Consider the following 13,106-nt stretch of genomic DNA (forward strand, 5'->3'; position numbering starts at 1 on the left):
CGAACGCGGCGGGCCGCGCCAGGCAGGACAGGGCCCGGCCTGCCGTGCAGGGCGCGGGCATGGGACCGTCAGGCCGTGCCGCCCACCGTCAGGCCGTCGATGCGCAGCGTGGGCTGGCCCACGCCCACGGGCACGCTCTGGCCTTCCTTGCCGCAGGTGCCCACGCCGCTGTCCAGGCGCATGTCGTTGCCGATCATGGTGATGTGCTTGAGCGACTCCGGGCCGCTGCCCACGATGGTCGCGCCCTTGACGGGGTACTGGATCTTGCCGTTCTCGACCCAATAGGCCTCGCTGGCGGAGAACACGAACTTGCCGCTGGTGATATCGACCTGGCCGCCGCCGAAGTTGGTGGCGTACAGGCCCTTCTTGATCGAGGCCACGATTTCCTGCGGCTCCCGGTCGCCACCGAGCATGTAGGTGTTGGTCATGCGCGGCATGGGAATGTGGGCATAGCTTTCGCGGCGGCCGTTGCCCGTGGGCTTGACACCCATCAGGCGGGCATTCATCGCGTCCTGGATGTAGCCCTTGAGGATGCCGTCCTCGATCAGCACATTGCTCTGGCTGGTGCAGCCTTCGTCATCGACGTTGAGCGAGCCGCGGCGATCGGCCAGCGTGCCGTCATCCAGCACGGTGACGCCCTTGGCAGCCACGCGCTGGCCGATGCGGCCGCTGAAGGCGCTGGCGCCCTTGCGGTTGAAGTCGCCTTCCAGACCGTGGCCCACGGCTTCGTGCAGCAGCACGCCGGGCCAGCCTGGGCCAAGTACCACGGTCATCTCGCCAGCCGGCGCGGGACGGGATTCCAGGTTGGTGAGGGCCGCGCTCACGGCCTCGTCCACGTACTGGGTGATCTGCTCGTCGCTGAAATAGGCCAGGCCGAAACGGCCACCGCCGCCGGCAGAGCCCACCTCACGCCGGCCCTTTTGCTCGGCGATCACGGTAACCGACAGGCGCACCAGCGGCCGCACGTCGGCCGCCAGCGTGCCATCGGCACGGGCCACCAGCACCACGTCGTACTCGCTGGCCAGGCCGGCCATGACCTGGACCACGCGCGGGTCCTTGGCGCGGGCCAGTTTCTCGACCTTGCCCAGCAGCTCGACCTTGGCCGTGCTGTCCAGCGTGGCGATGGGGTCCAGGCCGGGATACAGCGAGCGGCTTTGCGCAATCTTGGGAGCATTGGCGCGCACGCGCTTGCTCTGGGCCGCGCCCGAGATGGAGCGCACGGTGCGCGCGGCATCCAGCAGCGAGGCTTCGGAAATATCGTCGGAATAGGCAAATGCCGTCTTCTCGCCACTGACCGCACGCACGCCCACGCCCTGGTCGATGCTGAAGCTGCCGGTCTTGACGATGCCCTCTTCCAGGCTCCAGCCTTCGGCGCGGGTGTACTGGAAGTAGAGGTCGGCGTCGTCGACCTGGTGGCTGCGGATCTCGGCCAGTGCGCGCGCGAGATGGGTTTCATCGAGCCCGAAGGGCTCAAGCAGCAACTGGCGCGCTGTGGCCAGGCGTTCAATGGTGGGTTCGCGGGAGATCATTCACGCATTGTAGAGAGCCGGCCATGCCCTCGCCGTGCAACGGCTGCGGCCAGCGGCTTGCCAACCCACAAAAAAGAACGGAATGCCGCTCCACCAGGCTGAGCGGCATTCCGTAGGCATGCATCCGCGTGGATGGCGAACATGCTGGCCCATGTCCGCACTTGCTTTGTAGCCTGCCCTGGCGGCGGTGGCAAGTGAGCAGACTCCCGCAGAAACTATCAAAAAAGGAGCAATCAGCGCTTTTGGAGTCTCATTTTCCAAGCCAAATCGCAGGAAGGAATGCGACGCCCGATACCGCAGGCATCCAGACTCTTTGACATTTGCGGGCGCCTTTGGCGCCGCAAAGTGCGATTCAGAGCGGCCCGCCGCCCTCGCCCGGCAGCTGCCGCTGCGAGCGCGCCACCGACATCAGCACGCCCAGCGCCAGCCCCAGCGTGACCATGGCCGTGCCGCCATAGCTGATGAAGGGCAGCGGCACGCCGACCACGGGCAGGATGCCGCTGACCATGCCCATGTTCACGAAGGCATAGGTGAAGAAGATCATGGCCACGGCTGCCGCCATGAGCCGCGCGAACAGCGAGTTGGCCTGGAGGGCGATGGCCAGCCCGCGCCAGACCAGCAGCAGGAAGGAGACGATGATGAACAGGTTGCCGACCAGTCCGAACTCCTCGGAATAGGCCGCGAAGATGAAGTCGGTCGTGCGCTCGGGGATGAACTCCAGGTGGGTCTGGGTGCCCGCCATGAAGCCCTTGCCCCAGACGCCGCCCGAACCGATGGCGATCATCCCCTGGATGATGTGGAATCCCTTGCCCAGCGGGTCGCGCGTGGGGTCCAGCAGGGTACAGACACGGGTTTGCTGGTATTCATGCAGCACGGGCCAGCGCACGCCGTCGGCGCATAGCTGGGGCTCGTACAGCACGATGAGCGTGATGCCGATGGCGCCGGCCAGCACGGGCGGCACGATGAGTTTCCAGGGCAGGCCCGCGAAAAAGATCACGGACAGGCCTGCGGCCATCACCAGCAGCGAGGTGCCCAGGTCGGGCTGCTTCATGATCAGCCCCACGGGCACCAGGAGCAGGACCATGGCGATCACGAAGTCCGTGCCGCGCAGCTGGCCCTCGCGGCGCTGGAACCACCAGGCCAGCATCAGCGGCGTGGCGATCTTCAGCAGTTCGCTGGGCTGGATCACCACGCCCACGTTGACCCAGCGCTGCGCCCCCTTCTTGGTGATGCCGAACAGCGCCACCGCCACCAGCAACGCCACGCCCAGCATGTACAGCGGCACGGCCACCTTCATGAGCTGCTGCGGGGGAATCTGGGCCACGACAAAGAGGATGGCCGCCGCGATCAGCATGTTGCGCCCGTGGTCGGTGAAGCGCGTGCCGTGGTCGAAGCCCGAGGAGTACATGGCGATCAGCCCCGCCGACGCCAGCATGCCCACGAACAGCAGCAACCAGAAGTCAAAGCCCCGCAGCAGCGGGGCAACACGTTGCCAGAGGGAGGGCTTGTCGAATTCGGTCACGGGGATGGTCGGTCGCGGGCACGGGCCGCCATTATCCCGTGGCGCATGCGGCCGAGCCCGGCGCAGGGTTGCCCACGGAAGCGGTTGTCATCCAGCTGTCGGCCCGGGCCTTCCCTGCTGGGCGCCGCCTGCCGCAGCGGCCACAATGGGCCATGAGCCGTCCGGGCCGCATCCCGCGCCCGGCCCCAGCAACGCAAAGGAGAGCGCCCGCCATGACCACCACCCATTTGCTGTACCTGCACGGCTTTCGCTCCTCTCCCCAATCCAACAAGGCCCGGCGCCTGGCCGAGCATGTGGCCACGCGCCATCCCCATGTGCGCTGGTGGAGCCCGCAGCTGCCTCCTTCCCCGCGCGAGGCGGCTGCCCTGATTGCCGATGGTATCGGCAGCTGGCCGCGCGAGACCATGGCCGTGATCGGCTCCTCGCTGGGCGGCTACTACGCCAGCTGGGTGGCCCAGCTGGCGCGCTGCCGCAGCGTGATGATCAACCCGGCCGTCAACCCGGCGCGCGATCTTGAAAAGTACATTGGCGAGCAGACTTCCTGGCACAACCCGGAGGAGCGTTTCTTCTTCCGCCGTGAATACATCGAGGAGCTGCGCGCGCTGGACACGCGCCATATGACACCGGCCGCCCCAGAAATGCTGCTGGCGGCCGAGGGCGACGAGGTGCTGGACTGGCGCGAGATGAGCGCACGCTATCCGCATGCGCTGCAGATCATCCAGGAGGGCGGCGATCACGCGCTGAGCAACTTCGAGGAGTACTTGCCTCAGCTGGACGAGTTCCTGAATCTGGCCTGATGCCGCGCAAGACTGCGCGGCAGCTGCCAGCCGCAGCATGGGAGAATGTCGGGCTATGCACGCATTGTTTGAAGAATCCGGCAAGTTCCTGGCCGGCCGCATCCTCTCCGAAGCCGACACCTCCGCCCAGGTGGAGCTGGACTCGGGCAAACGGGTCAAGGTCAAGTCGGCCAACATCCTGCTCAAGTTCGACAAGCCGGCGCCTGCCGAACTGATCGCCCAGGCGCAGGCGCAGGCCGCCCAGATCGATCTGGACCTGGCCTGGGAATTCGCCCCCGAGGAAGAATTCGGCTTCGCCGACCTTGCACGCGACTATTTCTCGGACAAGGCCACGCTGGCCGAGCAGGCCGGCGCGCTGTTCCGCCTCTACGACGCACCGCACTACTTCCGCCGCTCCGGCAAGGGCCGCTTCAAGAAGGCGCCGGCCGAGATCCTGCAGCAGGCGCTGGCCGGCATAGAAAAGAAAAAGCAGATCCAGGCCCAGATCACGGCCTGGGCCGAACAGCTGGGCGCTGGCGAATGCCCCGGCCCCATCCGCGAGCAGCTCTACAAGATCCTGTTCCGCCCCGACAAGAACGCCGCCGAATACAAGGCCGTGGTCGAGGCCAGCCGCGCCACGCGCCTGGCACCACTGGACCTGCTGCACAGGGCCGGCGCCATTGAATCGGCCTACGAGTTCCACTGGAAGCGCTTCCTGTTCGACCACTTCCCCAAGGGCACGCAGTTCCCGGCCCTGCAGGCACCCCAGCCACCGGCCGACCTGCCGCTGGCCGAGGTCCAGGCGTTTTCCATCGATGACTCGGCCACCACCGAAATCGACGATGCGCTGTCGGTGCGCGGCCTGGGCACGGGCACGGTCACCGTGGGTATCCACATTGCCGCGCCCGGTCTGGCCATCGTGCCGGGCACGCCGCTGGACCAGCTCGGCCGCTCGCGCCTGTCCACCGTCTACATGCCCGGCTACAAGATCACCATGCTGCCCGACGAGGTGGTGCAGATCTACACGCTGGACGAAGGCCGCGCCAACCCCGCCGTGTCGCTGTACGTCACCGTGGACGAGGCCACGCTGGAGACCACGGCCAGCGAGACGCGCCTGGAGCGCGTGCCCGTGCAGGTCAACTTCCGCCATGACAAGCTGGACCACATCGTCACCGAGCAGTGGCTGGCCGACCCCTCCTTCGAGGTCGAGGGCACGCCCGAAGTGCTGCAAGGCAAGCGCGCCGAACTGACGTTCCTGCAGCGCTGGGCCAAGCACCTGAAGGCAGGTCGTGAACTGGTGCGCGGCAAGCCCGAGAACTTCAACCGCCCCGACTACAACTTCCGCCTCGTGGGCAACGGCGGCGCCGAGCCCCGCGGCAACGAGCAGGTGGAGATCAGCGTGCGCAAGCGCGGCGCGCCACTGGACCTGATCGTGGCCGAGGCCGCCATCGTGGCCAACAGCACCTGGGGCGGCTGGATGGCCGAGCTCGGCGTGCCCGGCATCTACCGCAGCCAGGCCAGCCTGGCGCCCGGCATCAAGGTGCGCATGTCCACCAAGGCGCAGCCCCATGCGGGCATCGGCGTCAAGAGCTATGCCTGGGCCACCTCGCCGCTGCGCCGCTACGTGGACCTGGTCAACCAGTGGCAGATCATTGCCTGCGCGCGCCACGGCAAGACCGCCGCCCTGGCCGCACCGTTCAAGCCCAAGGATGCCGAGCTGTTCGGCATCATCAGCAGCTTCGACGGGGCCTACAGCGCCTACAACGGCTATCAGGCCGGCATGGAGCGGTTCTGGACGCTCAAGTATCTGCAGCAGCACGCCATCACCGAGCTGACGGCCACCGTCATCAAGGAAGGCATGGGCGGCGGCCTGCTGGTGCGCGCCGATGACCTGCCCCTGGTCTTCCCCGTGCTGGGCGTCACCGGCCTGCCGCGCGGCGCCCATGTGCGCGTGCGCCTGGGCGAGATCGACGAGATCGCGCTCGATGTCTCGGGCACGCTGATCGAGCGCCTGGATGGCGATGCGGCGGCCGCTGCCGATGGCGCCGAAGACAGCGCCGAGGATGACGAGGAAGCCGTGGCCGGCCCCATCGCCATCGCCGTGGACATGAACGAGACCGATGGCACACCGGCGGCCGACCCCGCCCAGCCCTGACCTGCCTCACATCCGAGCAACTGCCCCAGATCTGACGTGAAACTGCCTACCGCCCTCCGTTCCCTGAGCACGCTGCAGTTGGCACTGGGCGTTTCCATCGCCCTGCATGCCGGGTTGTTCTCGTTCCGGTTCATCGACCCGGAGCGCTTCGACCGCGTGTTCCAGGACACGCCGCTGGAAGTCATCCTGGTCAATGCCCGCGCCAACGAGCAGCCCGACAAGGCGCAGGCCATCGCGCAGACCTCGCTGGCCGGAGGCGGCGAGGCCGACAAGGGCCGGGCCTCCAGCCCCATGCCCTACTCGGCACTCACGGCCGTGGGCGACGACTTCGAGGAACGCCAGCGCCAGATCGACTCCATGCAGGAGCAGCAGACCGTCTTGCTGACGCAGTTGCGCAAGCAGGTCGCGGCCCTGCCGCCGCTGGACCCGCGCGAGGCGGCCAAGCAGACCAAGGAGCAGCAGGCCCAGCAGGAAAAGCGCCAGCAGCTGGTCAAGCTGCTGGCCGAGATCGAAAAGCGCATCAACGAGGAAAACGCCCGCCCCAAGAAGCGCTATATCAGCCCGTCCACGCGCGAGGCCGTCTACGCCATCTACTACGACGGCCTGCGCCGCAAGGTCGAGGACAAGGGCACGGAAAACTTCCCCGAGCAGGCCGGCAAGAAGCTCTATGGCGAGCTGGTCATGATCCTCACCGTCAACCACGACGGCCGCGTGCTGTCCACCGAGATCGTGCAGGGCTCGGGCAACCGCCTGCTGGACACCCGCGCCGAGGCCATTGCACGTGCGGCCGGCCCCTTCGGCCATTTCGGCCCCGCCATGCGCGCCAAGGCCGACCAGATCGCCGTGGTCTCGCGCTTCAAGTTCACCCGCGAGCAGACGCTGCAGACGACGGTGCAGTAGCGCCCTCCTCTTGTCTTCGCGCACTCTCCTTTTCTGACATGACTTCCGCCGCCGCCACCTCCTCCGACCGCTACTGCGTCATGGGCAACCCCGTCGCGCACAGCCGTTCGCCCTGGATCCATGCCCGCTTTGCCGAACTGTGCGGGCAGGACCTGCACTACGAGCGCCAGCATGTGGAGCTGCAAGGCTTTGCCGAGGCCGTGCGCGGCTTCGTCGCGGCAGGCGGGCGCGGCTGCAATGTCACCGTGCCCTTCAAGCTGGAAGCCGCACAGCTGGCCACCACCTCCAGCGAGCGCGTGCAGCTGGCCGGCGCCGCCAACACCCTGGTGCTGGCGGCGGACGGCATCCATGCCGACAACACCGACGGCCTGGGCCTGGTGGCCGACATCGTGCGCAATGCGGGCGTGCCGCTGGCCGGGCGCGACCTGCTGCTGCTGGGTGCGGGTGGCGCCGCAGCCGGCGCACTGGGCTCGCTGCTTGCCGAGCGCCCGCGCCGCATCGCCGTGGTCAACCGCACCTTCGAGCGCGCCCAGGCCCTGGTGCAGCGCCATGCCGCCATCGCCGCGCACCATGGCGTGGAACTGGTGGCGCTGGAGCAGCAGGCCGTGGATGAGGATTTCGACGTGGTCATCAACGCCACCGCCAGCAGCCTGGCCGGTGCCGAGGTGCCCGTGCCGGCCCGCGCGCTGCGGCCTGGCAGCCTGGCCTACGACATGATGTACGGCGCCGCAGCCCAGGGCTTCCTGCAATGGGCCGAGCAGCATGGCGCCCAGGCCCGCGACGGGCTGGGCATGCTGGTGGAGCAGGCGGCCGAATCGTTCGCGCTGTGGCGCGGCGTGCGCCCGCCCTCGGCCCAGGTGCTGAACGAGCTGCGCGCCCATATTGCTCAAGGCGGCTGAGCGCATTATGAAATCCCTGGCACGCGCCCTGCTGCTGGTGCTGTGCGCCGGCCTGCTGCTGCAGCTGTTCTTTGTGCTGCGCATTGCGCTGATGGTGGTGGTCGATCCCGAATCCACGGCCTTTCAGCGCTCCGAGGCCTGGCAGATGCTGCGCAGCTCCGAAGGCCTGCACTGGAGCCAGCAATGGCTGCCCTACGACCGCATCGCGCCCACGCTCAAGCGCGCCGTCATCGCCTCCGAAGATGACAGCTTCACCGAACACCACGGGGTGCAATGGGAGGCCATCGAGAAGGCCTGGCAGCGCAACCAGCGCGCCGAAGCCCGTGCCCAGAAGGCAGACAACGGCAAGGCGCCCAAGATCTACGGTGGCTCCACCATCACCCAGCAGCTGGCCAAGAACCTGCTGCTGTCGGGCGAACGCAGCTTGCTGCGCAAGGGCCAGGAACTGGTGCTGACCCAGCTGCTGGAACTGATGCTGAGCAAGCAGCGCATCCTGGAGATCTACCTCAACAGCGTGGAATGGGGCCAGGGAGTGTTTGGCGCGGAGGCTGCAGCCCGCCACTACTTCCGCAAGAGCGCCTCACAACTCAGCGCGGCCGAGGCCGCACGCCTGGCCGTGATGCTGCCCCAGCCCAAGCGCTTCGAGAAGCTGCCCAACTCCGGCTATCTGCTGCAGCGCACGCGCACGGTCATGCAAAGAATGCCCAGCGCCGTCATCCCCTGAACGGCTACAGTCACGCCATGCGCATTCTTGGAATAGACCCCGGGCTGCAGACCACGGGATTCGGCGTGATCGACGTCGACGGCCACCGCCTGGCCTATGTGGCCAGCGGCACCATCCGCACCACCGGCATCGCGCTCGGCGACCTGCCGGGCCGGCTCAAGCTGCTGTTCGACGGCATCTCGGAAGTCGCCAGCCGCTACCAGCCCGACACCTCGGCCGTGGAAATCGTCTTCGTCAACGTCAACCCCCAGTCCACGCTGCTGCTGGGCCAGGCGCGCGGCGCCGCGCTCACGGCCCTGGTCAATGCGGGCCTGCCGGTCGCCGAATACACGGCACTGCAGATGAAAAAGGCCATGACCGGCCACGGCCGCGCGGCCAAGAGCCAGATCCAGGAAATGGTGCGCCGCCTGCTGCAACTGCCCGGCCTGCCCGGCACCGACGCAGCCGACGCCCTGGGCCTGGCCATCACCCACGCCCATGCGGGCGCCGCCATGTCGAAGATGGCCGAGGTCACGCAGCTGCAGCGCCGCCAGCATGCCGTCTACAAGGGCGGCAGGGTGTATTGACTCCCCCTGAGGCGCTGCGCGCCTTCCCCCTGAGGGGGGCGACAGCCTAGCTGCGGGGCGGCCCTTGCTTGCTGTCTCTCGCCTGAGCGCGCGCCCCGCAAGCGCCATGGTCTCGATCTCGCTACCGCAATTGCGTTGGATGGGATGCGAGTCAGAGCTGCCCTCAGACGATGCGTCCAAAAAACAGCACGGCGAAGAAGGTCACGCCGGCAATCACGGTCCACTTGAGGATGATGAAGCCCCAGCGCTTGTAGTGCGGCCGGCCAGTGCCCAGGTAGAACGCGAAGGAGACGGCCGAGGCCAGCAGCAGCAGGGTGGCCAGCCAGCGGAAGATCAGCATGGCTGCGCTCGCCTCACCAGGCCCGCGCGGGCTGGGCGAAGCCCTTGGGTGCCTGGCGCTCGCTGTCGAAGCTGACCAGTTCCCAGGCGTCGGGCTGGGCCAGCAGGGCACGCAGCAACTGGTTGTTCATGCCGTGGCCCGAGCGGAAGGCGCTGTAGGCGGCCAGCAGCGGCCTGCCGATCAGGTACAGGTCGCCGATGGCGTCGAGGATCTTGTGCTTGGCGAACTCGTCGTCGTAGCGCAGGCCGTCGCTGTTGAGCACCTTGTAGTCGTCCATGACGATGGCGTTGTCCATGCCGCCGCCCAGCGCCAGGCCATGGCTGCGCAGCATTTCCACGTCCTTGGTGAAGCCGAAGGTGCGCGCGCGTGCGATGTCGCGCGTGTAGTTGTCCTCGCCCATGTCGAACTCCACGCACTGGCCCGTGGAGTCCACGGCCGGATGGGCGAAGTCGATCTCGAAGCGCAGCTTGAAGCCGTGGTAGGGGTCGAAGCGCGCCCACTTGAGGTTCTGGCCCTCGCCCTCGCGCACCTCGACGGGACGGATGACGCGGATGAAGCGCTTGGGAGCCTTCTGCAGCTCGATGCCCGCGCTTTGCAGCAGGAACACGAAGGAGGCGGAGGAGCCGTCGAGGATGGGCACTTCCTCGGCGGTGATGTCTATATAGATGTTGTCGAGCCCGAGGCCGGCAATGGCCGACATCAGGTGCTCCACGGTATGCACCTTGGCGCCGCCGGTGCCGATGGTGGAGGCCATGCGCGTGTCGGTGACGGCTTCGGCCGAGATCGGGATGTCCACAGGCTCCGGCAGGTCCACGCGACGGAACACGATGCCGGTGTCGGGCTGCGCGGGTCGCAGCGTCAACTCGACGCGCTGGCCGCTGTGCAGGCCCACGCCAACGGCACGGGTGATCGTCTTGATGGTGCGTTGTTGGAGCATCCGGCTATTTTAGAACGCGGCAGCCGTGCGCAGGGCATGGCCCTGGCACGGCTTTCGCTATCACGGCTATGCAGCGACCGTATGGGCCGCTGCTCAGTCAGCCTGCTTGCGCAGGAAGGCCGGGATTTCCAGATCGTCCATGCCGCCGGAGGCCAGGGCATCGACGCGGGCAGCGGCCTGCGTGCGGTTGGTACGCCAGACGCTGGGGACCGACATGTTGTTGGCATAGTCGGCGCCGCCAGCGGCACCGCCGACCAGGCCGCCGGCTGCCGTGGCGGCACCCATGGAGGCCGAGGGCAGCTGGTAGCTCATGTTGTCGGTACCGGTGCGCAGACCGCCCTGCACCACCTGCATGTTCTGGCGGCGTGCGCTGGGGCGCGACAGGCCGGTGGCGACCACGGTGACGCGGATCTCGTCGCCCAGGGTGTCGTCGTAGGCGGCGCCGTAGATCACATGCGCATCGGGCGAGGCATAGGCATTGATGGTGCTCATGGCCAGGCGCGACTCGGACAGCTTGAGGCTGCCCTTGGCGGCCGTGACCAGCACCAGCACGCCCTTGGCGCCCGACAGGTCGATGCCTTCCAGCAGCGGGCAGGCCACGGCCTGCTCGGCGGCGATGCGCGCGCGGTCGGGGCCGGCGGCCTTGGCCGTGCCCATCATGGCCTTGCCGGGCTCGCCCATGACGGTGCGCACGTCTTCGAAGTCGACGTTCACATGGCCGTACTCGTTGATGATCTCGGCAATGCCGCCCACGGCGTTCTTGAGAACGTCGTTGGCATGGGCGAAGGCCTCGTCCTGCGAGATGTCGTCACCCAGCACGTCCAGCAGCTTCTCGTTGAGCACGACGATCAGCGAATCGACATTGGCTTCGAGCTCGTTGAGGCCGCTGTCGGCATTGGCCATGCGTCGGCCGCCTTCCCACTCGAAGGGCTTGGTGACCACGCCCACGGTGAGAATGCCCATTTCCTTGGCCACGCGCGCGATCACGGGCGCAGCGCCCGTGCCCGTGCCGCCGCCCATGCCGGCCGTGATGAACAGCATGTGCGCGCCTTCGATGGCGGTGCGGATGTCGTCCTCGGCCATTTCGGCAGCCTCGCGGCCCTTGTCGGGCTTGCTGCCCGCACCCAGGCCGCTGCCACCGAGCTGGATGGTGCGGTGGGCGCTGCTGCGCAGCAGCGCCTGCGCGTCGGTGTTGGCGCAGACGAATTCCACACCCTGCACGTTGCGCGCAATCATGTGCTCGACGGCATTGCCGCCGCCGCCGCCAACGCCGATCACCTTGATCTGCGTACCCTGGTTGAATTCTTCAACTTCAATCATGTCGATGGGCATGTTGGTTCTCCTGTAGCTCTCTGTAAGTGGTCACCACCGTCTGGGGAAAATTCTGTCTTCTGTCCGGTATTCGGAAGCCGGTGGGCGGGCCGGTAATGCGCAGTCGATGAAAGCACATATCAAAAGTTCCCCACGATGAAGTCTTTGAAACGGCCAAAAGCGGTCTTCATCGACCCACTCTTTTGTGCCACCTTGAAACCGCGCAGGCGAGCCAGGCGGGCCTCTTCGAGCAATCCCATCACGGTGGCGGCGCGGGGTTGGGCCACCATGTCTGCCAGAGCGCTCGAATACTTGGGGATGCCGCGGCGCACGGGCTTGAGGAAGATGTCCTCGCCCAGTTCCACCATGCCCGGCATGACGGCGCTGCCGCCGGTCAGCACGATGCCCGAGGACAGAACTTCCTCGTAGCCGGAATCGCGCACCACCTGCTGCACCAATGAAAAGATCTCTTCCACGCGCGGCTCGATCACGCCGGCCAGCGCCTGCTTGCTGATCATGCGCGGGCTGCGGTCGCCCAGGCCCGGCACTTCGACCTGGGCATCGGGGTCGGCCAGCAGCTGCTTGGCATAGCCGCTTTCGACCTTGATGTCCTCGGCGTCCTTGGTCGGCGTGCGCAGCGCCATGGCGATGTCGCTGGTGATCAGGTCGCCCGCGATCGGGATGACGGCCGTGTGCCGGATGGCGCCGCCCGTGAAGATGGCCACGTCGGTGGCGCCCGCGCCGATATCGACCACGGCCACGCCCAGCTCGCGCTCGTCGTCGGTGAGCACGGCCTGGCTCGATGCCAGCGGGTTGAGCAGCAGCTGCTCGACCTCCAGGCCGCAGCGGCGCACGCACTTGATGATGTTCTCGGCCGCGCTCTGCGCGCCCGTGACGATGTGGATCTTGGCCTCCAGGCGGATGCCGCTCATGCCGATGGGCTCGCGCACTTCCTGGCCGTCGATCACGAATTCCTGCGGCTCGACCAGCAGCAGCCGCTGGTCCGAGGAGATGTTGATGGCCTTGGCCGTCTCCATCACCCGCGCCACGTCGGTGGCCGTGACTTCCTTGTCCTTGATGGCCACCATGCCGCTGGAGTTCAGGCCGCGGATGTGGCTGCCGGTGATGCCGGTGCACACGCGCTGGATCTTGCAGTCGGCCATCAGCTCGGCCTCTTTCAAGGCCTGCTGGATGCTCTGCACGGTGGCGTCGATGTTCACCACCACGCCCCGCTTGAGTCCGTTGCTCGGGGCCACGCCGAGGCCGGCGAGCTTGAGTTCGCCGTTGTACAGGACCTCGGCGACCACGACCATGACCTTGGCCGTGCCGATGTCCAGTCCGACGATCACATCTTTGTATTCTCTTGCCATATCAGCATCCGCCCCCGGTTGGTTCTGTCCTGTCGCTGTGTCGCTGCATGGTGTGCGTGTACATAGGTCTTTCCTCC

12 protein-coding genes are annotated in these 13,106 nt (G+C 67.2%); 6 read left to right on the forward strand and 6 right to left on the reverse strand.

Features of this window, described 5'->3' with window-relative positions; genetic code table 11:
* Window positions 1-68: 68 nt before the first annotated feature.
* Both tldD and rodA read right to left on the reverse strand, forming a co-directional pair.
* A complete protein-coding gene (gene tldD, locus AC57B5_RS14645; RefSeq protein WP_012203417.1) occupies window positions 69-1,529 on the reverse strand; it encodes a metalloprotease TldD in 1,461 nt (486 codons plus the stop codon).
* Window positions 1,530-1,881: 352 nt separating this feature from the next.
* Window positions 1,882-3,051, reverse strand: a complete 1,170-nt coding sequence (gene rodA, locus AC57B5_RS14650; RefSeq protein WP_496399810.1) for a rod shape-determining protein RodA — start codon at window positions 3,049-3,051, stop codon at window positions 1,882-1,884.
* Between the two features lie 212 nt (window positions 3,052-3,263).
* Here rodA and AC57B5_RS14655 point away from each other — a divergent pair, with 212 nt between their 5' ends.
* From AC57B5_RS14655 to ruvC, 6 genes are read left to right on the forward strand one after another with little or no spacing between them, the layout of a single operon-like run.
* On the forward strand, window positions 3,264-3,848 hold the full coding sequence (locus AC57B5_RS14655) for a YqiA/YcfP family alpha/beta fold hydrolase (RefSeq protein ID WP_012203415.1): 585 nt from the start codon (window positions 3,264-3,266) through the stop codon (window positions 3,846-3,848).
* Between the two features lie 55 nt (window positions 3,849-3,903).
* Window positions 3,904-5,982, forward strand: a complete 2,079-nt coding sequence (locus AC57B5_RS14660) for a ribonuclease catalytic domain-containing protein (protein ID WP_012203414.1) — start codon at window positions 3,904-3,906, stop codon at window positions 5,980-5,982.
* 36 nt (window positions 5,983-6,018) lie between these two features.
* The gene (locus tag AC57B5_RS14665) at window positions 6,019-6,882 is read left to right on the forward strand and encodes an energy transducer TonB (protein ID WP_012203413.1); all 864 of its coding nucleotides are present in this window, start codon (window positions 6,019-6,021) and stop codon (window positions 6,880-6,882) included.
* A 38-nt stretch (window positions 6,883-6,920) separates the two neighbouring features.
* Window positions 6,921-7,781: a shikimate dehydrogenase gene (gene aroE / locus AC57B5_RS14670; RefSeq protein WP_496399811.1), complete on the forward strand. Its 861-nt coding sequence runs from the start codon at window positions 6,921-6,923 to the stop codon at window positions 7,779-7,781.
* A gap of 7 nt (window positions 7,782-7,788) precedes the next feature.
* Window positions 7,789-8,505, forward strand: a complete 717-nt coding sequence (gene mtgA, locus AC57B5_RS14675) for a monofunctional biosynthetic peptidoglycan transglycosylase (RefSeq protein ID WP_012203411.1) — start codon at window positions 7,789-7,791, stop codon at window positions 8,503-8,505.
* A gap of 17 nt (window positions 8,506-8,522) precedes the next feature.
* A complete protein-coding gene (gene ruvC, locus AC57B5_RS14680) occupies window positions 8,523-9,071 on the forward strand; it encodes a crossover junction endodeoxyribonuclease RuvC (RefSeq protein WP_012203410.1) in 549 nt (182 codons plus the stop codon).
* A gap of 163 nt (window positions 9,072-9,234) precedes the next feature.
* Here the strand turns inward: ruvC and AC57B5_RS14685 are convergent, their stop codons facing one another.
* The 4 genes from AC57B5_RS14685 to ftsA form a co-directional block, all read right to left on the reverse strand.
* Window positions 9,235-9,411 carry a hypothetical protein gene (locus AC57B5_RS14685; protein WP_012203407.1) on the reverse strand — a complete coding sequence of 59 codons (177 nt, stop codon included), beginning with the start codon at window positions 9,409-9,411 and terminating at the stop codon, window positions 9,235-9,237.
* A 13-nt stretch (window positions 9,412-9,424) separates the two neighbouring features.
* Entirely contained in the window at window positions 9,425-10,348 is a 924-nt protein-coding gene (gene lpxC / locus AC57B5_RS14690) for a UDP-3-O-acyl-N-acetylglucosamine deacetylase (protein WP_012203406.1), read from the reverse strand.
* Window positions 10,349-10,441: 93 nt separating this feature from the next.
* On the reverse strand, window positions 10,442-11,680 hold the full coding sequence (gene ftsZ / locus AC57B5_RS14695; RefSeq protein ID WP_012203405.1) for a cell division protein FtsZ: 1,239 nt from the start codon (window positions 11,678-11,680) through the stop codon (window positions 10,442-10,444).
* A gap of 119 nt (window positions 11,681-11,799) precedes the next feature.
* Window positions 11,800-13,029 carry a cell division protein FtsA gene (ftsA, locus tag AC57B5_RS14700; RefSeq protein ID WP_012203404.1) on the reverse strand — a complete coding sequence of 410 codons (1,230 nt, stop codon included), beginning with the start codon at window positions 13,027-13,029 and terminating at the stop codon, window positions 11,800-11,802.
* Window positions 13,030-13,106: the final 77 nt, after the last annotated feature.

The organism is Delftia sp. BGA-UO-ETr-SB1 (assembly GCF_059567865.1).